The sequence below is a fragment of the Georgenia ruanii genome (genome assembly GCF_009193175.1).
Classification (GTDB): domain Bacteria; phylum Actinomycetota; class Actinomycetes; order Actinomycetales; family Actinomycetaceae; genus Georgenia; species Georgenia ruanii.
Map to the genome: position 1 here is coordinate 49343 of NZ_VUKE01000011.1, position 19874 is coordinate 69216.

The window sequence follows — 19874 nt, forward strand, 5'->3', positions numbered from 1 at the left end:
CGTGACCCCCGAGGAAGGCGGGGCCACCTGGCGGCGCCCGCGTGACGGGTCCCGGCGCCACCTACACCGGCACCACCCGGGCGAACGCGAGCGCCGCGCCCACCGGCGCCGTCGCCAGTTCCGCGGGCACGAGCCGCAGCCGGTCGGCGATCGCCATGTGCGCCAGGAACTGGGACTCGGCCTCCCAGCCGCGGATCACCGCCGTCACGGCGTCGAGCAGGGGCGCGCCCACCTCAGTGACTCCCCCGCCGAGGAGCACGTGCTCGACGTCGCAGGTCAGCGCCACGATCCGCACCGCGGCCGCCACCGCCGCCACGAACTCGTCCCGCACGCGCACCGCGTCGGGATCGCCCTGCGCGGCGGCGTCGAACACGGCCACCGACGCCGGTCGGCCGTTGGGGGACGGCCAGCGCGCCGCGAGCGCCGCGCCCGAGGCGTACAGCTCCAGGCAGCCGCGCTGACCGCAGTGGCACGCCGCCCCGTCGGTCACGTACGTGATGTGCCCGATCTCGCCGGCGCCGCCCCGGAAGCCGCGGCGCAGCTCCCCGTGCAGCATGAGCCCGGCGGCCAGCCCCGTCCCGAGGGAGAGCAGGGCGACGTCGTCGCCCGCCTCCAGCAGGTGCGCCGCGCCGATGGTGGCCACGGAGAGGTCGTTCTCGATGACCACCGGCGTCCCGCCGAGCCGTGCCGAGAGCAGCGGGGCCAGCGGCACGTCCGCCTCCGCGATGCCCATGTTCACGGCGTGGGACACCAGCCCGGCCGCGGTGTCCACCACGCCGGGCAGCCCGGCCCCCACGCCGGCGAGATCCGTCACCGCGATGCCCACCTGCCGGCACAGCACCTCCACCAGGTCGGCCGCGGAGCTGAGCACCCCCTCGATCCCACGTGCGGTGGCGCGTCGCGCCGTCCCGGCGACCCGCCCGCCGGCGAGGACGCAGCCGTGGATCTTCGTGCCGCCGATGTCCAGGCCGACGACCGGCCCCGCCCCGCTCATCCCTTGACCGCCCCCGAGACCAGGCCGGAGGTCATCCGCCCCTGCACGACCATGAAGAAGACGATCACCGGGATCGCGATGACGGTGGACGCCGCCATCACCTGGGCCCAGTCGACCCCGCGGTTGACCGAGGCGTTGAGGAACCCGCGCAGCCAGAGCGGCAGGGTCTGGGCGGACTCGGCGGGCAGGGTCACCAGCGCCACGGTGAACTCGTTCCACGCCTGCAGGAAGGCGTACACGCCGGACGCCACCAGCCCCGGGGCCAGCAGCGGCAGCGTGATGCGCACGAACGCGCCGGCGCGGGAGAGCCCGTCCACCATCCCGGCCTCCTCGAGGTCCGCCGGCACTCCGGTCACGAACCCGCGCAGCATCCACACGGTGAACGGGATGATCGCCGCGCAGTAGAGCGTGCTGACGCCGAGCACGGAGTTCAGGCCGACGCCGGGCACCGTCGCTCCGACGGCGGAGAGCATCTTGTACTGCGCGATGAACAGGCCCTCGGCCGGCAGCATCTGGATGAACAGCACGGCCAGCACGAAGGACGTGCGCCCCCGGAAGCGGAACCGGCTGATCGCGAGCGCCGCCAGGAAGGCGAAGGCCAGCACGACGACGACGGTCACCAGCGTCAGGGACAGGCTCATGCGCAGCGAGCTCGCGAACCCGGAGGACCCGACCACGGCGGCGAAGCCGGACCAGGTGACATCGGTGGGCAGGAACCGTGGCGGGACCTGCCGCAGGAGCGCGTTCGGGGTGAACGCGGACAGGACCATCCAGTACACGGGGAACAGCCACGCGAGCGCGGCGACGACGGCGAGAAGCGACAGCACGACGCGGCGCGCGACCGCGCGCGGGTGCGACGCCGGGCCCCGCCGGGACGCCGTGCTGCGCCGCGACGCGACGTCCCGCGCGGCGGCCGGCACCGAGGTGGCGGTCACGAGTCCTCCTTCATGAGCGAGCGCACGTAGGGCCAGCTCAGCAGCGCGGTCAGGGCGAGCACGAACAGGGAGACGGCGGCGGCGCCGCCGAAGTCCTGCCTACCGACCCCGAGCTCGTAGATGAGGTTGCCGAGCAGGTTGGTCTCGGACACCGGCGCACCGGCGTCCTGCAGCAGGCGGATCTGCGCGAAGACCCGCAGATCCCAGATGACCTGCAGCAACAGCACGATGGACAGCACCGGGCGCACCAGGGGGACCAGGATGCTGGTGACGATCTGGCGGGGACTGGCGCCGTCGATCCGGGCGGCCTCGATGACCTCCTCGGACACCTGGACCAGTCCGGCGTACACGGACAGCGCCACGAACGGCACCGACATCCAGACGATGACGACCGAGGCGACGAAGAAGAAGGACAGGGGCTGCGACAACCACGCGTACCCCTGGAACCCGGTGAGCCCGACCTGGGTGAGCAGCCAGTTGATGACGCCGGTGCGGTAGTCGAACAACCACCGGAAGACGACGACGGCGGCCACCATCGGCATGGCCCAGGCGAGGAGCATGGCCACCTGCAGCACGAGCCGGAGCGCGGTGGGCACGGCCCGCATGAGCAGGGCGAACAGCAGCCCGACGAGCACGGTGACGAAGGCGTTGACCAGGCAGAAGACGATCGAGCGAACGACGACGGCCCACAGCGCGTCGTCGGCGAAGATGCGGGCGTAGTTGTCCAGTCCCACGAACGTCGGGGGTTGCCCGAACTGCTGGGCGAGGCCGTACTCCTGCAGGGACGTGACCACCTGCCAGTACACGGGGTAGCCGAGGCCGGCCAGGAGCACGAGGACGGCGGGGGTCAGCAGCAGGTAGGGCGCGTACCGCCGGCGGCGCCGGGGCCGGGCGGCCCCGCCGCGCGCTGATCTGGCGGTCTCGTCACGGGGTGCCCGCGCTGCGCCGTCGAGCATCGCCGCCGGCGACGACGTCGCGTGAGTGGTCATCGGTGCCTCCGGGCGGGTCACGGGAGGGGCGCCGCCCGCCCGGGACGCGAATCCGGGCAGGGCGGGGCAGGGCGGGGCTCGCCCCGGCGGTGGGGCGCACCCACAGCGGGGCTCGCGCTTTCGGCGGAGGCCCACCGGGGCTCGCTCGGGCGGGACCGCGCCCCCAGCGGGCATCTCCCGGCGGGGCGTCGGCCGGTCCCCGGTGCGACGGCCCCGCCGGGCGGCGCTCAGGCCCCGTTGAGCATCGGCGTGAGCTTGGCGTCGTACTCGGCGGCGAGCGTCGCGACGTCGCCGCCGTCGGCGATCTTCTGGAACAGCTCCTCGTACACGAACGCGCCCTCGACGGCGGCCCAGCCGGGAGCCGCGGGGGTGAGCTTCGAGGCCGCCGCGGTCTCGATCATCGTCGTGGCGAACTTGTCGCTCCCCAGCGCGCTGAAGTAGTCCGAGTTCGCCGGCCCCAGGCCGTTCTCGCCCAGCATCTTCTGGTACTCGGGCGAGAAGATGATGCGCAGCAGGTTCTCGGCCAGCTCGGGGTTCTGGCTCTTCGCCGAGACCGCGATGTTGGAACCGCCCGCGAACACCGGCGCCACGCCGCCGTCCACGCCGGGCAGGGCGAAGATGTCGAACTTCGACGCGTCGGCCATGCCGTCGCGCGCCTCCTCACCGTCCTTGGTCACCAGGTCGCCGAGCGACCACCGCGCCCACCCGGGCGCCATGATCGTGGCGGCCGCCGGGGCGGCGCCGTCGGTCCCGTCGTTGAGGAAGTCCCAGTAGGCGACGTCCCGCTCGGTGGTGGGGAGGTTGGACGCCCCCCGGGCGACGTCCTGCCACATGGTCAGGCCCGCGATCGTCTTCGGGTCCGTGAGGGTGGAGGTCCAGGTGGTGCCGTCGACGGTGGCGAGCTCGCCCCCGTTGGCGAACACCCACGAGATGCCGTTGCGCCAGTCCTGGCCGCCCATGGCGAACCCGGACATCCCGTCGGTGCGCAGCGCCTTGACCGCCGTCGTGAACTCGGCCAGCGTGGTGGGGACCTCGACGCCGGCCGCGGACCAGAGGTCCGGCCGGTAGAACATGTAGCGCGAGCCGAAGTAGTACGGCAGCGCGTAGACGTGGTCGTCCACCGTGCCGACGTCCACGAACGAGGGCAGCAGCTTGTCCCCGCCGAGCTCGTCGTACAGCGGGCTGAGGTCGCGGAACGCCCCCACGGTGGTGAACGTGGGCGCCTGCGTGTTGCCCACCTCGACGACGTCCGGGGTGTTCGCGGCGTCGGGCAGGGCGGTGGTGAGCTTGGCGATGAGGTCGCCCCAGTCCTGCTCCTCGATGACGAGGGTGGCGCCCTCGTTCTCGGCCTCGAACGTGGTCTTCAGGTAGTCCCGCAGCTCCTGCGGGGTGTCGGCGCCGGCGAGCCAGAGGGTGAGGGTGCGGCCCTCGCCCGTGGCGGCGTCGTCGGTGGTCTTGTCGTCGGTGGTGCCCCCGCTGCTGCTGCAGGCCGCCAGCAGTGATGCGGCCAGGAGAGCGATCGCACCGTTGCGAATCTGTCTCATCGTTCTTCCCTTGTTGAGGTGGTGGCGCCGTGCGCCGCGGGGTTCGCCGGCCGGGGTCAGGAGACCCCGAGCCGACCGGACAGCACGAGGACGGCGGCGCCGGCAAGGGCCCCGTCCTCGCCGAGGGTCGTCATCCGCAGCTGCAGATCACGACTGACATACGGGAGGGTTCGCTCCCGGATGGTCGATAACGTGGCGTCGAGCAGCGGGCCACCCAGGAGATCGGCCGGTCCGCTCAGGACGATCTCGGTGAGGTTCACCATGCTGACCACCGGCGCCAGGACGAGACCGAGCCGGTGGCCGACCGCGGCCAGCGCCGCCTCGGCCGCCCGGGGGTCCAGGCCCGCGATGCGTCGACGCAGGGCGGGGACCGACAGGATGGTCTCGAGGCACCCGAGGCGCCCGCAGGCGCACCGCTCGGGTGTGCCCAGCATGGCGTCCGGGACGTCGTCGTCGATGACGGTGACGTGGCCGAGCTCGCCGACGGCCCCCTGCCCGAGCAGGAGGGCGCCGTCGAGGATGAGACCCGCGCCGACGCCGTCGCCCACCGAGATCGTCAGGAGCCCCGAGCCGGTGGCGCCGCCGAAGGTGAACTCCCCGAGGGCGGCGGCGTTGGCGTCGTTGGCCACCTGGGCGGGGACGCCGAGCTCCGCGGTGAGGATCTCGGCGAGGGGCAGGTCGTACCACTCCCGGTTGGGCGCCTGGAGCACCGTGCCCGCCTCGTCGATGACACCGGGCGAGGTGATCCCGATGCCGAGCACGGGGTGGGTGGCGAGCGCGAGGAGCTCGGCGCACAGCGCCACGAGGGCGCGGACGCCGGCGTCGCCGGTGGGCATCTCGGGGACGCCGCGGCGCTCGACGACGGCGCCGGTCAGGTCGAGGACCGCGCCGTGGGCCGCGACGTCAAGGAGGTCGATGCCGACGATCTGGAAGGAGTCGGTGCGCAGGCCGACGAGGGTGGCCGGCTTGCCGACCTTGTTGTCGGGCCGTGGCTGCTGGCCGAGCTCCTCCACGAGGCCCGCCTGCAGGAGGGCGGCGACCAGGTCGGAGACCGTCACGCGGGTCAGCCCCGTCGCCCGGGCGAGGTCGGCCCGGGAGCACGGGCCGGCGTGGAACAGGTGCTGGAGGATCATCGACCGGTTCTGGGCGCGCCCGTGCCGGGGCAAGACCTTGCCCGTAGCGCGGAGAGCCCGTACCGTCATGTTTGTTAGTACAACTTACTTACTAATCGGCGTCAAGGGGTTCCGCGTCGTTTGTTCCTGCGTTCCCCGCCCGCCGCACCGCTCCCGATGGAATGGACCACCGATGGCGCTCTTCGACCAGGAGGAACCGGCGCTGCAGGACATCACGCTGGTACCGCGACCGCGGCACGTCCGCGCGGCCGGATCCGGCACCCTGGACCTGTCGCCCGGGATCGCGCTGCGCCACCCCGCCGCCCTCGCCGGCCCGGCCGGCCTGCTGCGTGAGCTGCTCGCCGACCTCGGCGTGGGCGCCGGTCCGGTGCCCCTGCTGCTGGCCGTGGACGAGTCGGCATCGACGGCCGGCGAGGCGTACCGCCTGGAAGTCACCGCGGACCAGGTCACGCTCACGGCCGCGCGGGAAGCGGCCATCCTCGCGGGGATCTCGACCCTCACGCAGCTGACGGCCCTCGCCGTGACCGCGCCGGCGGCGCCCGGCCCCTCCTCATCCGCCCCCTCCCGTCCCGTCCTTTCTGCCGTGACGATCGAGGACGCACCGCGGTTCGCCTGGCGCGGGCTCTCCCTCGACGTCGCAAGGCACTTCTTCACCGTCGAGGAGGTGACGGAGGTCCTCGGGCTGATGTTCGACCTGCGCCTGAACGTGCTGCACCTTCACCTCACCGACGACCAGGGCTGGCGCCTGGACCTGCCGTCGCGGCCGGAGCTGGCCGAGCGCTCGTCGGGCTCGGCCGTGGGCGGCGGGCGGGGCGGGTACTTCACCGCGCGCGACTACGCCCAGATCCAGCAGGCGGCGGCACGGCGGGGCATCACGGTGGTGCCGGAGATCGACGTCCCCGGGCACACCAACGCCGCCCTCCACGCCGTGCCGGCGCTGAACCGGTCCGGCGTCGCGCCCGAGGCGTACACCGGGATCGAGGTGGGGTTCTCGTCGCTCGACGCCGCCCTGCCGGCCACCGCGACGTTCCTCCGCGACGTGTTCACGGACGTGGGCGCGATGACGGCGGGTCCGTGGGTCCACATCGGCGGCGACGAGCCGCCGGAGATGGACCGGGCCGAGTACGCCGGGCTGATGGAGGCGGCCGCGGGCGAGGTGGTGGCGGCGGGCAAGGCCGTGGTGGCGTGGCAAGAGGCCGCGCGGGCGAGCCTGCCGCCCGGTTCGGTGGTGCAGTTCTGGCAGGAGGACGAGCCCACCGAGGACGTGGTGGCGGCGATCGGGGCCGGCGCCCGCCTGCTGCTCTCCCCCGCCACCCGGGCGTACCTGGACATGAAGTACCACCCGGGGTTCGACCTGGGCCTCGAGTGGGCCGGGCACACGGAGCTGCAGGACGCCTACGAGTGGGACCCCGCGGGCGTGGTGCCCGGGGTGCGCGAGGAGGACATCGTCGGGGTCGAGGCCGCCGTGTTCACCGAGACGCTGACCACCCGGGAGGAGCTGTTGGTGATGCTGCTGCCCCGGCTGGCGGCCGTCGCCGAGGTGGCGTGGAGCCAGCAGTCGGGGCGCGACTGGTCGGGGTTCGCCACGCGGGTCGGTGCGCTGGGCCGGGTCTGGGGGCGAGGCGGGCTGGTGTGGCACCGCTCGCCCGGGGTCGCGTGGGACCGGGCGGCCGAGGTCGACGAACCTGCACACACGGGCCGCGAGGCTGAGAGCGGTCCGCCGTCGAGAACCGCTTAGCCGTCCTGCTGGCTGTCGGTTGCCAGCCGACGCGAGAGTCAACCATCGCTGGACCTGCGGCTATGCCCCTCCAGAGGGGAGTGAGGCCGTGCTCCTCGCCAGTGGGTGTGAGAGCGTGCGCCCGCATGACACATGCACCGACCTTGGTCGAAGGCTCTTGCGATCTGACTGGCTCGGATGTCGCGCTACTTGCAACGTAATGCGTGTTGGACCATGGGCAGACAATTTTGCTTAACGTCTATGGTGTCACCGACCTGCTCCGATCCGCGCTCGTGGGGCGGATCCGCGTGGTTGGGGAAAGAACGCGCCGAATCTCTCGAGGTTCTTGGTTACGCTCTGCGCCAACCCGCTGCCTCGGGGTCGAGGCCGCAAGGGCGAGCGTGTAGCAAGCGCTGCGATTCGGCACCGCATGCTCGTCCGCGTTGACCGTGTGGGTCGGCTTGCCGATAGCGGGAGCAGTCGCTGAATCAGCTGCTCTATACGAATCGGGACGCCAACCGAGACTGGCCGGAATACTGCCGCCGGAAAGCAACCCGCGCATGTGCGGCTACGAGGATCACAGGCGGCAGCCACCGGCCCCCAATAGGCGGTCCTCATGTCTCGGCGCCTCCTCGCGTCGCTCGTCGCACCACTCACGGTCCTGGCGGCAGCTGTTGTCATGCGGCGCAGTGGTGATAGCCCTAGGGCGCCACTTCGGCACTCTGGAACCTAGCGGCCATCGGTGTCAGAGTGCGCGGAAGAGGTAATGCGCGTGCGTCAGACCCTTGACGATGGCGTTGTTCCCGATGGAGGCGTTGGCGGCGGTCTGCGCCCAGACATGGTCGAGGTGTTCCAGCCGCCAACCGAGGGCCTCGATCGCGTCTAGGAGCGCTGAGGGGTCCCAGCGCTTCAGTGTCGTGGTGCGCTTGGCGCCAAGGCCGAGTCCCCCGCCCTCGGTGTAGGCGACGATCACCGCGCAGGTGAAGATTCGGGCGCCGCGCTGCTTGGCGTCGACGGCGGCCTGATACACCGGCTGGCCTTCGCTCTCGGGGACGGGCTCGATGGACGGCGACGCAGCGGTCTTTGCCATGGCCTCATGGTGGCGGAATGGAGGCGTTCCGGTCGAGTTGTGTCCGTGGCTGACGTGACCGACCTGAGTTCGGTCATTCGCTTAGTGCCTGAGATTTCCCGGTCGTGAGGGTGTCGATGATGGCTCGTCGGTCGGGGTCGATCTGGGGCGGGATGGTCTGGGTGGCGCCGTTGGCGGTGATGGTCGCCGAGCGCAGCGGCCGGAGCTGGCGGATGACGTTGCGGATCGCGAGCCCGGAGCGGGCCTGGACCTCGCGGGAGACGGCCAGGGCGGTGAACACGATGGTCAGGTGGGCCTCGATCGCGTCCCGGGTCCGCACGAACATCGGCCGGGCGGCCAGGTCGGTCTTGGACATCCGGAACGACTGCTCGACGTGCCAGAGCTCGTGGTAGGAGCCGATGACCTCGCCGGCCGGCATGAGCCGGGCGGGGATGTTGGTGACGTAGCCCTTCAGGCCGACCAGGCGCCGGGCGCGGGCCAGGGCGGCCTCGTCCAGGCTGCGCGCGTCACCGGTGGTCTTGACGAACCGCGGGGTGCGGGTGGCCTTCTCCCCGGCGATGACCGCGCGGGCCCGGTTCTCCTGGAGCGTCAACGTCTTGACGTCCCGGGCCGCCCGCTTGGCCGAGTACGCCCAGACCGCCCGCCACGACCCGGGATGCTGCTGGGGGTCCCAGACCGGCTCAGCCCGGACCGCTTCGTTGTTCTCGCTGCGGTGCCGCCCGGTCCTGGGGGTGATGGTGTCGATGACCTGCCCGTCGGTGAACGCATCCCCGTGCCAGCGGAAGTGCGAGGCCAGGTCCAGCGGCGCCTTCGTCACCCGGGAGCCGACGATGAAGCGCAGGTTCGCCTCCTCCAAGGCGGCCAGGTTGGCCGCCGAGAGCATGCCGGCGTCCGCGACGACGACCATGTCCTCGATGCCGTGCCGGTCCTGGAACTGCTTGACGATCGGCACGATCGTCGCCGTCTCGGCCTGATTGCCCTCGTAGCAGCCGATCTCGAGGGGGAACCCGTGCCGGTCAACGAGCAGACCGACGACGATCTGGGGGTCGACGCGGCGTTCCTTGGAGTAGCCGACCTTGCGCAGGTCGTCCTCCTTCTCCGCCTCGAAGTACAACGTCGTCACGTCATACAAGCACAGCGAGACATCACCGCTGGCCACCGCGTGGGTGAAGCACAACGCGGCAACCTTGTCCCGGTAGGCGCCCGGTCCCTCGCCGGCCGCGGCCCGGGCCAGGGTGCGGCGCATCGTCTTCTAACTCGCCGGCCGAACCCCCAGGTCGGTCAGCACCCGGGCGGTGTCCAGGATCGAGGTCGGCTCCACGATCCGGGCGATCACCAAGTCCCGGAACACCCCGTCATCGAGCGCGTCGAACCCCAGATCGGTGAACACCGCGGCCAGCGCGTCGTAGAGCACCCGCGAGGACGTTCCCACCACCCGCGGCGGGGCCACCGGCCCCCGCTCACCCACCGCCGTGCCCGGCTCGCCGAAGAGGGCGGGCACCCCGGGCCGGCCAATCAGCGGCCTCCGGGGCGCTGCGGGCGCCAGGCCCAGGTCGAGCGCGCCCTGGCCCGGGTCGTCCAGCAACTCCCGCGCCCGCTCGAGCAACAGCCCGAGCTCGGCCTCGGTATGCGCCGACCCGACATGGGCGACGATCCGCCGACGGCCGTTGACGGACTCAGCGATCTGCACGGCCGTCGCTCCCGAGGCCGTCCGCACGCGCCGAATCCACGCCACGAACCCCACGGTAGAGCACCAATTAGTGCCTCAAAACCACCGCCCACGCACCCATCACCGCAGGTCAGCGAGGTGCGCGATCCTGGATCGCGCAGCGGTGACCAAACTCAGGCGGAAGTAGGCCGCAGCCGAAATGTCCTCTCCCCACTACTGATTGGGCATATCAGGGTCGCTGCGAGGGCGCCGAGTTCCGCCGTGTCACCGTGCAGGTCCGTACCCGCGGATGGAAAGGGTCAGGTCGTAGCGCCCCCTACTGCCCGAAGTGGAGGAGGCCGTACCCTGCGCGGCGGATCTCGTCGCTTGCATCCGTATAGTCGATGTCGGTCACCGCCCACAGCAGCAATGAGCCACGATTCGTGGTGAACGGCCTGCTATGGCAAACCGTTCACCACGAGTAACGGAGACCGTTGCACACAGCAGCCACGGAGGCCGGTCCAGGGACAGCCCAGAGAAAGAACTAGCTATCGAAGCCCAGCCGGACCCTCAAGACGTCGTCCCGCAGTCCGGCAGCTGCAGCCCAGACCGCACGAACTTGGTCGGGAAGCCTGTCGGGAATTCGCTGGCCCGCAACCCCAAAGAACGTCTGGGCGGCCACGACCGCTTCGACGCAAACGAGGATCGCTGGAAATGCCTGCACAGCCGCCTGGGCACCAGCATGCGGACCTGGAGCGATGCCTTCCATTCCGAGAGCGAAGCGAATCATCGATCGCTCCTGTATATGAGCAACCGAAGAAAGGTAGCGCCATGGCTGCTCACCCCACGGACCAAGTAGTGCGTGTATTGCTTCGTTGTGTGCGAGTCTCGGTTCAACGGCCCAGTCTGGCTCGCCCCGCTTGGTGACCGCCTGAGTACATCCGCCCTGGATTGCCAGGGCCATCAGTTGCTCGCGTTGGCGCACGAGTCTCTGGCGCGTGGATTCCCCACCCGGCGGGTGCGGATCCATAATCTCCTCCCGGATTGCTCTCAACTTGAGGTTGACCACCCGGGACTTGCGGAGCAAGTCGGTGATCTCCGCATCCATCAGAAGGCGAGCATGGGCTGCGGCGTCCAAGAGCACTCTGCACAGCGCAAGGATGGGCCGAAAAGGAGCGCCGGATTCTGCGAGGAGTGCCAGAGCCTCAAGGTGGTCACGCACTGCTGTGGCGTACTCGTTGACGGTATTTAAAACTAGTTTATCGAGGTCCGACATGTTCGCCGACTCACCGACAGAGCCCGGCTGGGGGCCGAGCGGGCGTTCGTCGAGGCGCGACCGGCGCGGACCGCCCCAGACTGCTGAGACGTAGGCAGCATGAAGTGCATGAAGCGCCTTCCCTAGATCAGTCCAACTCGGACGTGCCGCAGCGAGTCGTCGTCCCCGTTCTGCGCCGCGGCGGAGGTATGCAACTACCGCCTCCGGGTCCTCCATGGATGGCACCGCTTCCATTGTCCGATAATAGGGCGCTCGTCCCCTCCCATGGATTTGCCCCGCTCAAACAGTCGAATCGATAGCAGGCGTCCGCAGCTGTCGACACCAGCCTGCAGCGTTGCCGGTGGAAGCCGAAGTTCTCCACGTAGGTCACTCCGCCGTCGGCTAGCTCGGGATTTGCAGGTCCGGCGCCGCCGTCGCGGATGAGCCCGCAGCGGCGCGCAACCGGCGAAGCACGCGAACAGGCTTGGTCGGTCCGTGCCAAAACCCGAGACTGAGTCCATGAAGCGAACGCGCCTCAACGACCGCCAACTTGCCGTCCTTGCGTGGCTCGGACAGGGCTGCCCACCACGCGACTGGCCCGACTACAGCTACAGGACCTCCGCGCTGGCGCTACAGGCCCGTGGGCTCGCAACCGTGAACCGACGCCGGGGGGCCTGGTCCGCGACGATAACCGAGACCGGCCGGCGGGTCTTAGAGGCCGGTGGAACGTTGCCGCCCGAGGACCGACCGGCGCATCGATCCCCGGGCGGCCGGCAAGGCACGGCGATGCGCCCGGCTCCTAAGAGCCCAGCGATCGAGAACCTGATTCAGCAGGTTCAAGACGCAGGCGGCACACTGCGAGTAAGCGACCCCGACGCGACTGTGCGAGCGGCCTTCCGCCGGGCGATTAGCCTGGCCCTCACCTCAGGAGCAGTCCCGGATGGCTTCGCCCTTAAGCACACCGGCCGCGACCGGGGCGATCTGGTCATCCGCCTCATCCCGCTGCGTGACCTGCCCACCGCACGGCCACGGCCCGAGCCCATCCCCGTCCCCGACGACATGCGGGAAGTTGGTGCGACCGTCCGGAACCTGGTCCGCGACCACAGACCGGCCATTTCCGACGCGGCACTGCCCCGAGCGGCCCGGATCCTGGAGGGCGTGTCGCGCGAATGCGCGCGGCGCGGATATGTGTTCGGCCCGCCCGTAGGCGACAGCGGTCACTTCCGCATTTCAATCGGCGAGGACGCGGCTGCCTTCGCCATGAGTGAGGAGGACGCGACCGTGGAGACGTACCCCGACGAGGAAGTCGCGAGCAAGAAGTACCCCTGGCAACGCGTAAGCCTGACCAAGGTCACCGTCGCCTCGGGCAGGCTCTCGATCCGCGCCCTCGGCGCGGCCTACCCGCCAGTGAGTTGGGCGGACCGGAAGCGCTGGTCCCTCGAGGACAAGCTACTCGACCTCTTCACCTATGTAGAAGGTGAGGCTGCCGCTGCGCGTGCAAACCGCGACCGCGCGGCACGTGAACGACGAGAACGGCGGCTGCTGTGGGAACGGGCCGTGCCGCAGGCCCGTCGACGATTCCTCGAGCACCTCAACGCCGAGCGCGCCTCACAGCAGGCAGCGTCATGGCAGGAGGCGAAGAAGCTCCGCGAGTACGCCGCCGCGGTGCGCAACGTGGCCTCTCAAGCCGAGCACCGGCCGCTCACTCGTCGCTTGTCGGCTTGGGCAGGCTGGGTAGAGCGGGAGGCGGCACAGATCGACCCGCTCACCCAACTCGAGGCGGTCGGCTTTGAGGTGCCCGAGGCGATCACCCCCTATGACATGGATAAGTACATGCCACGAGGGATGACGGTCCGCCATCCCCCCGGTGACGAACCGGGGGGATGGGACTGATCACCGCCGGCGCAGCTCCTCGACCGTGACTCCCACAGCCCGCTCGATCCGCCGAGCCTCCCGATCATCGCCGGCCCGCCTCAGCGCGGCTGTGGCGGCGAGAACGAGATCACTTAGTCGCGCCACTTCCTTACGCAGCTCCTTCAGTTCGTCGCGTCGCTCGACGGCCTGCTGACCGCACCACGACCGCAAAACCTCCCGATACGGCCGCCCGAAATGGCTCTCGTCCTGCTCCTGGTAGTACTCCGGCTCGAGAAGTCTCGTACGGCCGTCCTGGCCGACGTAGTGCTTGCCGTAGAGCTTGTTGCGGGTTGCCTCGGCCTCGTCCGCGTCAACGTGCGAGAGGATGGGCTGCGGGTCGCGGGCCGCAGCGGTCCGGGCGATCAGCTCCGTCACACTCCAGGGCACCACGTAGCCGTTATCGTCCTTGAACGCGAGCGACGAGCCCGTGAGATCTTGCGGCTCCAGTGCCAGAAACTGTGCGAGCTTCTCGAGGTCGTGAATGACCGACACGCCCTCGGTGGCTGACCTGTGCTCAAGGCTGACGAGCTCATGGTTGATCAGCATGTCGAAAACCGTGGAAGCGGCGAGCTCCTCTGGTGTGTCACGGCGATCCAATTCACTCGCTACTGCCTTCCAGCGCGCTTCGCGCGCCTCGTAGGCCGACACCTGGCTCCAGGGCACCTTGAGTCGGGCGGGCGGCACCCACTCCTCGCGTGCTTCGAACTGCTCAGCCACGAAACGGACCCTCACCCGCGCAGGGCGGGTCGTGCCGAGCTTCTCGACGACGACCTCGGTCAGCGGATCCACCGCCCTTGCACGGTAGGCCCAGCGCTCGCCCACCTGAGTTTCCGGACCCGATGCTGGCACCTGCCGCCCCTCCAAGTCTCTTGCGACTCCACGATCAGCGCATTTAGCCGCCGGCACAAGCTCTCACCGATTCTGTGCGACTGCATCTTCGGTCAGAGGCCGCTGTAGTGGGAATCGGCGGGCCTTCTGCCGCGGAACGCCTGGACTGCTCGTCGGTAGGGCCGACAACTGGAGCGGTGGCGCTACGAAATTCGGACGCGGCCGCCCCGCTGCAGCTGTCGAAACCGCCCTGCTGCTCACATTCCGCATCCCCTAGTCGAGCCGAATGCGTCCCTCTAAAAGGTCTGTTGGAAAGTCCTCAATGATGTTCTCGAGCCCGCGCGGCCTCATCATGAACGCACGTCGTAGCCTGCGCGAGATTAGCCATCGCGAAACGCTTGAAGTAACTCGATGCCAGCGGCGCGTGAGCGTCACGAGCGACTCCCACTCCTCGCTGAACTCATCACGAATCACGAGCGCGAAGGTACCGCGCGCCTCGTACGACGAGTAGCGCCACTCACCTTGAAGAACGGTGAGGGCTCGTCGGAGAGCCAACTCGATCTGCTTTCCACTTCTGGGTGGCAGGTACAGGGCCCACAAGTCGATGCTGCGTTCGGCGGCGTCGGTCGCCGTGAATAGCTCTCGCTCCTGCGCCACACGTATGGCCCTGCTCCGCCCCTCCCCCTCGAGGCCGGCTTCCATCGAAGGGAGTGGATAGGCATCGTCATCTCTTGCAGCCACATGCCAGCAGTCGCTTATCGCATCGAGAACATTTCGGTAGGACTCGATCTGACGCTGGTGATACCACGAGCGCTGGCTGGCTCGCGTGCTCAGGTAGATCGCCCCAACCGCCACAAGCGCGGCGACCGCGGCAGACAGCACCGCGCCATAGATGCCGTCCCAGAGGACAGCCGGCGGAAGTTCGAGCACGGATCGCACTTTAGCGACGCGAGGCAACGGCCGTCAGCGGCTGATCAGGGGGAGGGAGGACATAGAGACTCCCGCCACGACACAGCCGACAGGGACTCTCGAGCCGCCGTGAGAGCGGCACCGGCGTTGTCGGCGCGCCCGACCTCCACGCTCCGAATGCCCTCCGCTTGTCGTACGTGCGCTGGGAACGCCGCCTCTGTTCTTTCACGGCGTCGCCCACGACCTTCGCCCGGTGGCGTCCGTATCTAGCTTGCTGCGCTGCCGGTCACCGTGGCCGGCAGGACTGAGAGAGGGAGGCTCCCTTGAACAGCACCAAGAAGCTCTGGCTCGTCGGCGGCCTGTCGGCCGCGACCATCATCGGCGGCGCCTCCGGTGCGGCGGCAGCGCCCGGTCATGGCGGACACGATGGCCACAAGGGCTCCGCATTCCACGCGACCAGCCAGGACCGCGACGGCAACGGCAACCACGGGCACCACGACCACGGCTGGAAGGGCGATTGGGACCACGACCGAGAGAAGGACGGCCACCGCGGCGACGACAGAACAAGCAGACATCCAGATCGCCGGGGCGGCTCTGGCGTAACGACGCCCCCGGCCTAGGCGGCCAACCGGGACGAGTTGCGCGCATGCGTCACCCCACCTCAGGGCGTTCATAGTCGAGCAGCGCGGTCCTCCTGACCACCAATATCACGCGGACGACCATCCGATCCCCGTGGGCGTCCTCTAGGCGCAGCGCCTCCCCGAACTCGAAGTGGTTAGGCTGTTCTGGTGAGTCGTTGATGGAGACATTGTCAGCATAGAGATAGTGGGGATGGAATCGCTCGCCGTCATGGTTGTCACCAATTGTGTTCAGCCCGCCGATAAGCCCCTGGAATATGCCCAGTTCCGTCGGTGAAGATTGCGCTCCCGCCAGGGGCGCCACCCACCGCCACACTGACACCGCTCTTGCCCGGGACGGGATGCAACGGCTGTCGGCGACGGTCGAAAGCCTGCCCTCAAGTGTGCCCGCAAGCCAGACCACCTTCGGGGCGCAATCCGTCCACTCTCAAGCCCGTTGCACGACTCTCACCTGAGTCTCACTCTCATCGGCCAACTCTCACCACGGCTGACACCCGACACTGGCGGCGCACCATCTCGGTGATCCAGATGGGTGCGTAGGGCGAGGTGCAGTTGGGCGGCGTCGGGTAGTCCTTGAGCACCTCCAGGCGCTCGCCGATGTCGAGGGCGCGGGCGCGGTGCCCGGCGTGCTCGATCCCGATCCGGGCCAGGCAGTGATTCATCGCCCACTGCAGCCGGTCCGGCGCGTCCTTCATCTCCGCCTCGATGACGTCGAGCAGTCCCGTGAGGTCGAGCCCCTCGGCCTTCCTCGCCACACGCTCGGCGGTGAGCGCCCAGCCGGCGCTGGCGACGATGGGATCGGGGTCGGCGGACCAGGCCAGGCGCAGCTCTTCGGCGTGGGGGGTCTTCTTCACCACGTAGTTGACGAGCCAGTCCTGCACCCTGGGCGTGCGCGCCTCGCGCAGCATGGTGTCCAGCTCGTCGCGCTCGAAGGCCTTCGGGCGGCAGATCAGCAGGGCCAGCAGCCTGGCGGCGCTGTCGCCGGTCCCCCAGAGCTGCAGGGCGAGGTCCTGCTGGGTCTTCAGCCGCTTGGCGAGGGCGCGCAGCTTGGTGAGGTTGACCCCGTGGTCGTCGCCGTGCCGCTCGTTGAGGGCGCGGGCCTTGGGGTCATCCAGCGCGGCCAGCTCGGCCATCACCTCCGCCACAGGTGCCCGACTCTCCGCCGTCTGCGCCACGTGCGTCTCCCGTCCCTCTCCCGAGCGGTTCAGCCTACGGCGCCATGTCTGGACGGCGACGCGCACGCCGTCGTCAGCGCTGCACCGTGCAACCGGAGGGTTGCACCGCCGCCCGGTTGGTGCAACTCTACGGTTGCACGCGACATCACAGCCGAAGGGACGGCGCACCGTGGACCAGCTGGACAAGATCGAGAAGCAGATCGAGATCGACGCACCCGCATCGCGGGTGTGGACACTAATCAGCGAGCCGGGCTGGTTCATCAACGACAACCAGATCGTCGAGCACCGGATCGAGCGGGACGGCGACCTCGACATCGTCCACGACCCCGTCCACGGCGCCTTCGCCATCGAGACGGTCGCGCTCGACGCGCCCCGCTACGCCGCGTTCCGCTGGGTGGCCGACCCAGCGGCGCCCGAGACCGCCTCCACGCTGGTGGAGTTCTTCGTCGAGGAGACTTCGCCGGGTGCGGTGCTGCTCCGCGTCGTCGAGAGCGGCTTCGCCTCCCTACCCGGCACCGCGGCCGAGCGGCGGAAGCAGTTCGACGGCAACACCGAGGGCTGGAACCTCGAGCTGGCGCTGGCCAAGCGGCACCTCGAGGGCGTGGCGGCCCGTGAAGGCTGACGGGCGCCCCACCGCGGCCGCAGGCGCGGTGCCGTCCATCCCCGCCGTCTGTGCGGCACTGGCGGACGAGACGCGGTGGGCGATCCTCGCCCGGCTCGGGACCGCGCCGGCGTCGGCCTCGGCGCTGGCGGCGGAGATGCCCGTGTCGCGCCAGGCGATCGCGAAGCACCTGGCCGTGCTGCGAGACACCGGGCTGGTCGCGGCCGAGCGCGTCGGCCGCGAGGTGCGGTTCGCCGCTGTCGGCTCCGAGCTGAGCCGGGTCGGTCGGGCGATCGAGTCGGTCGCGACCGGGTGGGACCGCCGCCTCGCGCGGCTGAAGGCCCAGGCACAGAAGGACGACTCGGGTACAACCCGACCGTGACGCCGGGCACGCCCGGCACGCTTCACAGATCTCTGACCTGCAGCTTTATGGCTGTATCACCATTCGGACACTTTTCGCCACATCGTGATACGGATGCCGGGCGCCAAATGTCCAGATGTTCTACTCGGTCGCGTCGCTCGTCCCGCCCCGCCCTCTCCGCCGGGCCGGGACACCAGCCCCACCGAAGGAACTCGCATGCCCCTGCGCACTCCTGCCCGCCTCACGTCCGGCGCCGCCGTCGCCGCGGTCGCCGTCCTCCTGGCGGGGTGCTCCGCCGCCTCCTCCGGCCCCGCGGCCGATGAGGCCGACATCACGATGCAGTCCTCCTGGATCAACGACGCCGAGTTCAGCGGCTACTTCGCCGCCATGGACGAGGGGCTGTACGAGGCGGAGGGGATCTCCTTCGAGTACCTCTCCGGCGGCCCGAGCGTCATCCCCGAGAGCTCGCTGCTCTCCGGCGCCGCGGACGTGGCCCTGACCACACCGGACACCACCATCAACGCGATCGTCGACCAGGGCGCGGACTTCGTCATCATCGGTACCCAGTACCAGCGCAACCCGCTCGGCGTGGTGTCCCTGGCCTCCTCCGGGATCGACGAGCCCGCCGACCTGGTCGGCAAGACGATCGCCGTCCCGGACGTCAACCGCCTGGCCTTCGACGCGATGCTGACCATCAACGACGTCGACCCCGCCTCGGTGACGGTCGTCCCCTACGCCTACGACCCGACACCGCTGCTGCAGGGCGAGGTCGATGCCACCATCGACTTCGTCACCAACGTGCCGTACACCATCGAGCAGGCCGGCGAGGAGCCGTCCTCGTTCCTGCTGTACGACGTCGGGTACAAGATCCCCAACGACACCGTCGTCGTCACCCGCGACACCCTCGAGAACAAGCGCGAGGAGCTCCTCGCGTGGCTGCGGGCCAGCCGCGGCGGCTGGGAGAAGGTGCTCGAGGACCCGGCCGCCTACCCGCCGAAGTTCGCCGACACCTGGTTCCGGGGCACGGGGCGCACGGTGGAGAACGAGACCTACTTCAACACCGCGCAGAAGCCGCTGATCGAGTCCGAGAGCGGCATCTTCGCCCTGACCGACCAGCAGGTCCAGGACACGATCGACACCCTTGCCCTGATCGGCATCCAGGCCGACAAGGACATGTTCGACCTGTCCCTGCTCGACGAGCTGTGACCCCGCCCCGCACCCCCAGCTACGTCCACGTCACCGCCGCGCTGCGCGAGCTCGCCCTGGCGCAGCCGTGGGCGGTGGACCGGCCGCTGCCGCCGGAGAAGGACCTGGCCGAGCACTACGGCGTCAGCCGGGGCACGCTGCGCCGGGCCACCGAGGAGCTCGTCCGCGAGGGCCTGCTCAGCTCCGAGCCCGGCCGGGGCACCTTCGTGGTGCGCAAGACCCAGATCCGCCTGCTCATGGAGGACGGGCTGCGCGCCATCGCCCGGCCGGACAGCCGCTGGCACCTCGACGTCAGCAAGTTCGTCCCGGACTTCGAGGGCTCCGAGCGCTGCCACGGCGCGCTGCGCGAGCTGCCCGCCTACCGCGCGGCCCGGACGGTGTTCATCACCCCCGACAACAGCCTGCAGGCGGCGGTCCACCACGCCCTCGACGACGGCAAGGCCGTGCTGGTCCCGACCTACGGGCTGCGGCGCGGGATCGTCCTGCTCGACGACGTCGCCCTGGCCGACCGGGCCTTCGCCGCCACCCTCGACGGGCTGGAGCGGTTCGGCCGGACCCTCGACGTCGACGGGCTGCGCGCCGTCGGGACGGTGGATCTCATCGTCTCCGGGGCGACCGCGCTCACCCGCGCCGGCCTGCACATCGGCGGCGAGAGCGGCTTCTTCGGGCTCGAGTGGGCGATCCTCGCCGACCTCGGCCTGGTCGAGGAGGCCACGCCGATCGTCGCCGTCGTCCACGACATCCAGGTGCTCGATATCGACCTGTCCCCCGGCCCGGAGGACCTCGGCGTCGACACCGTCCTCACCCCCACCGAGACCATCCACACCCACCGGGCCTTCGCCCGGCCCACCGGCGCCCGCCCGCTCCCCGCCGGGGGCGCCCTCGACCACCTGCCCTACCTGCGCGAGCTCCGTCGCCCCACCCTGAGGAAGTGACC

At 70.0% G+C, this 19874-nt stretch carries 18 protein-coding genes and 1 pseudogene; 7 read left to right on the forward strand and 12 right to left on the reverse strand.

Going from position 1 to position 19874, the window contains the following annotated elements:
• Window positions 1–61: 61 nt before the first annotated feature.
• The 5 genes from GD880_RS11865 to GD880_RS11885 form a co-directional block, all read right to left on the reverse strand.
• Entirely contained in the window at window positions 62–994 is a 933-nt protein-coding gene (locus tag GD880_RS11865; RefSeq protein ID WP_152231835.1) for an ROK family protein, read from the reverse strand.
• On the reverse strand, window positions 991–1929 hold the full coding sequence (locus GD880_RS11870; RefSeq protein WP_405002747.1) for a carbohydrate ABC transporter permease: 939 nt from the start codon (window positions 1927–1929) through the stop codon (window positions 991–993). Before GD880_RS11870 ends, GD880_RS11865 begins: the two co-directional genes overlap by 4 nt.
• Entirely contained in the window at window positions 1926–2918 is a 993-nt protein-coding gene (locus tag GD880_RS11875) for a carbohydrate ABC transporter permease (RefSeq protein WP_226909602.1), read from the reverse strand. The genes GD880_RS11870 and GD880_RS11875 overlap by 4 nt, the downstream gene beginning before the upstream one ends.
• Before the next feature lie 227 nt (window positions 2919–3145).
• The gene (locus GD880_RS11880) at window positions 3146–4462 is read right to left on the reverse strand and encodes an extracellular solute-binding protein (protein WP_152231836.1); all 1317 of its coding nucleotides are present in this window, start codon (window positions 4460–4462) and stop codon (window positions 3146–3148) included.
• Between the two features lie 56 nt (window positions 4463–4518).
• The gene (locus tag GD880_RS11885) at window positions 4519–5664 is read right to left on the reverse strand and encodes an ROK family transcriptional regulator (protein WP_152231837.1); all 1146 of its coding nucleotides are present in this window, start codon (window positions 5662–5664) and stop codon (window positions 4519–4521) included.
• Between the two features lie 103 nt (window positions 5665–5767).
• Between GD880_RS11885 and GD880_RS11890 the strand changes: the two genes are divergently transcribed.
• Window positions 5768–7333, forward strand: a complete 1566-nt coding sequence (locus GD880_RS11890) for a family 20 glycosylhydrolase (protein WP_193314473.1) — start codon at window positions 5768–5770, stop codon at window positions 7331–7333.
• A gap of 724 nt (window positions 7334–8057) precedes the next feature.
• Here GD880_RS11890 and GD880_RS11895 read toward each other — a convergent pair.
• The 3 genes and pseudogenes from GD880_RS11895 to GD880_RS11905 all read right to left on the reverse strand — a co-directional run bounded on the left by GD880_RS11895 (window position 8058) and on the right by GD880_RS11905 (window position 11326).
• Entirely contained in the window at window positions 8058–8402 is a 345-nt protein-coding gene (locus GD880_RS11895) for a hypothetical protein (protein WP_152231839.1), read from the reverse strand.
• Window positions 8403–8475: 73 nt separating this feature from the next.
• Window positions 8476–10137 (reverse strand): annotated as a pseudogene (locus GD880_RS11900) (IS1634 family transposase).
• Window positions 10138–10594: 457 nt separating this feature from the next.
• On the reverse strand, window positions 10595–11326 hold the full coding sequence (locus tag GD880_RS11905) for a hypothetical protein (RefSeq protein ID WP_152231840.1): 732 nt from the start codon (window positions 11324–11326) through the stop codon (window positions 10595–10597).
• Between the two features lie 498 nt (window positions 11327–11824).
• Here GD880_RS11905 and GD880_RS11910 point away from each other — a divergent pair, with 498 nt between their 5' ends.
• On the forward strand, window positions 11825–13198 hold the full coding sequence (locus GD880_RS11910) for a hypothetical protein (protein ID WP_152231841.1): 1374 nt from the start codon (window positions 11825–11827) through the stop codon (window positions 13196–13198).
• On the opposite strand, the gene GD880_RS11915 is transcribed toward GD880_RS11910, so the two are convergent.
• Together GD880_RS11915 and GD880_RS11920 are read right to left on the reverse strand one after the other, a co-directional pair.
• Window positions 13199–14008 carry a hypothetical protein gene (locus GD880_RS11915; RefSeq protein ID WP_152231842.1) on the reverse strand — a complete coding sequence of 270 codons (810 nt, stop codon included), beginning with the start codon at window positions 14006–14008 and terminating at the stop codon, window positions 13199–13201.
• Between the two features lie 312 nt (window positions 14009–14320).
• Complete coding sequence (locus GD880_RS11920; RefSeq protein ID WP_152231843.1) at window positions 14321–14977, reverse strand: hypothetical protein; 657 nt, start codon at window positions 14975–14977, stop codon at window positions 14321–14323.
• Window positions 14978–15279: 302 nt separating this feature from the next.
• On the opposite strand from GD880_RS11920, the gene GD880_RS11925 reads away from it, so the two are divergent.
• Window positions 15280–15576, forward strand: a complete 297-nt coding sequence (locus GD880_RS11925) for a hypothetical protein (RefSeq protein ID WP_152231844.1) — start codon at window positions 15280–15282, stop codon at window positions 15574–15576.
• 31 nt (window positions 15577–15607) lie between these two features.
• On the opposite strand, the gene GD880_RS11930 is transcribed toward GD880_RS11925, so the two are convergent.
• Window positions 15608–15898: a hypothetical protein gene (locus tag GD880_RS11930; protein WP_152231845.1), complete on the reverse strand. Its 291-nt coding sequence runs from the start codon at window positions 15896–15898 to the stop codon at window positions 15608–15610.
• Between the two features lie 160 nt (window positions 15899–16058).
• Window positions 16059–16727 carry a DNA alkylation repair protein gene (locus tag GD880_RS11935; RefSeq protein ID WP_226909603.1) on the reverse strand — a complete coding sequence of 223 codons (669 nt, stop codon included), beginning with the start codon at window positions 16725–16727 and terminating at the stop codon, window positions 16059–16061.
• A 211-nt stretch (window positions 16728–16938) separates the two neighbouring features.
• Here GD880_RS11935 and GD880_RS11940 point away from each other — a divergent pair, with 211 nt between their 5' ends.
• The 4 genes from GD880_RS11940 to GD880_RS11955 all read left to right on the forward strand — a co-directional run bounded on the left by GD880_RS11940 (window position 16939) and on the right by GD880_RS11955 (window position 19872).
• Window positions 16939–17391 carry an SRPBCC family protein gene (locus tag GD880_RS11940; protein ID WP_193314474.1) on the forward strand — a complete coding sequence of 151 codons (453 nt, stop codon included), beginning with the start codon at window positions 16939–16941 and terminating at the stop codon, window positions 17389–17391.
• The gene (locus GD880_RS11945; protein ID WP_226909604.1) at window positions 17381–17752 is read left to right on the forward strand and encodes an ArsR/SmtB family transcription factor; all 372 of its coding nucleotides are present in this window, start codon (window positions 17381–17383) and stop codon (window positions 17750–17752) included. Before GD880_RS11940 ends, GD880_RS11945 begins: the two co-directional genes overlap by 11 nt.
• Window positions 17753–17947: 195 nt before the next feature.
• Window positions 17948–18937: an ABC transporter substrate-binding protein gene (locus GD880_RS11950; RefSeq protein ID WP_193314475.1), complete on the forward strand. Its 990-nt coding sequence runs from the start codon at window positions 17948–17950 to the stop codon at window positions 18935–18937.
• Window positions 18934–19872: a 5-formyltetrahydrofolate cyclo-ligase gene (locus GD880_RS11955; protein WP_152231848.1), complete on the forward strand. Its 939-nt coding sequence runs from the start codon at window positions 18934–18936 to the stop codon at window positions 19870–19872. The genes GD880_RS11950 and GD880_RS11955 overlap by 4 nt, the downstream gene beginning before the upstream one ends.
• Window positions 19873–19874 lie beyond the last annotated feature (2 nt).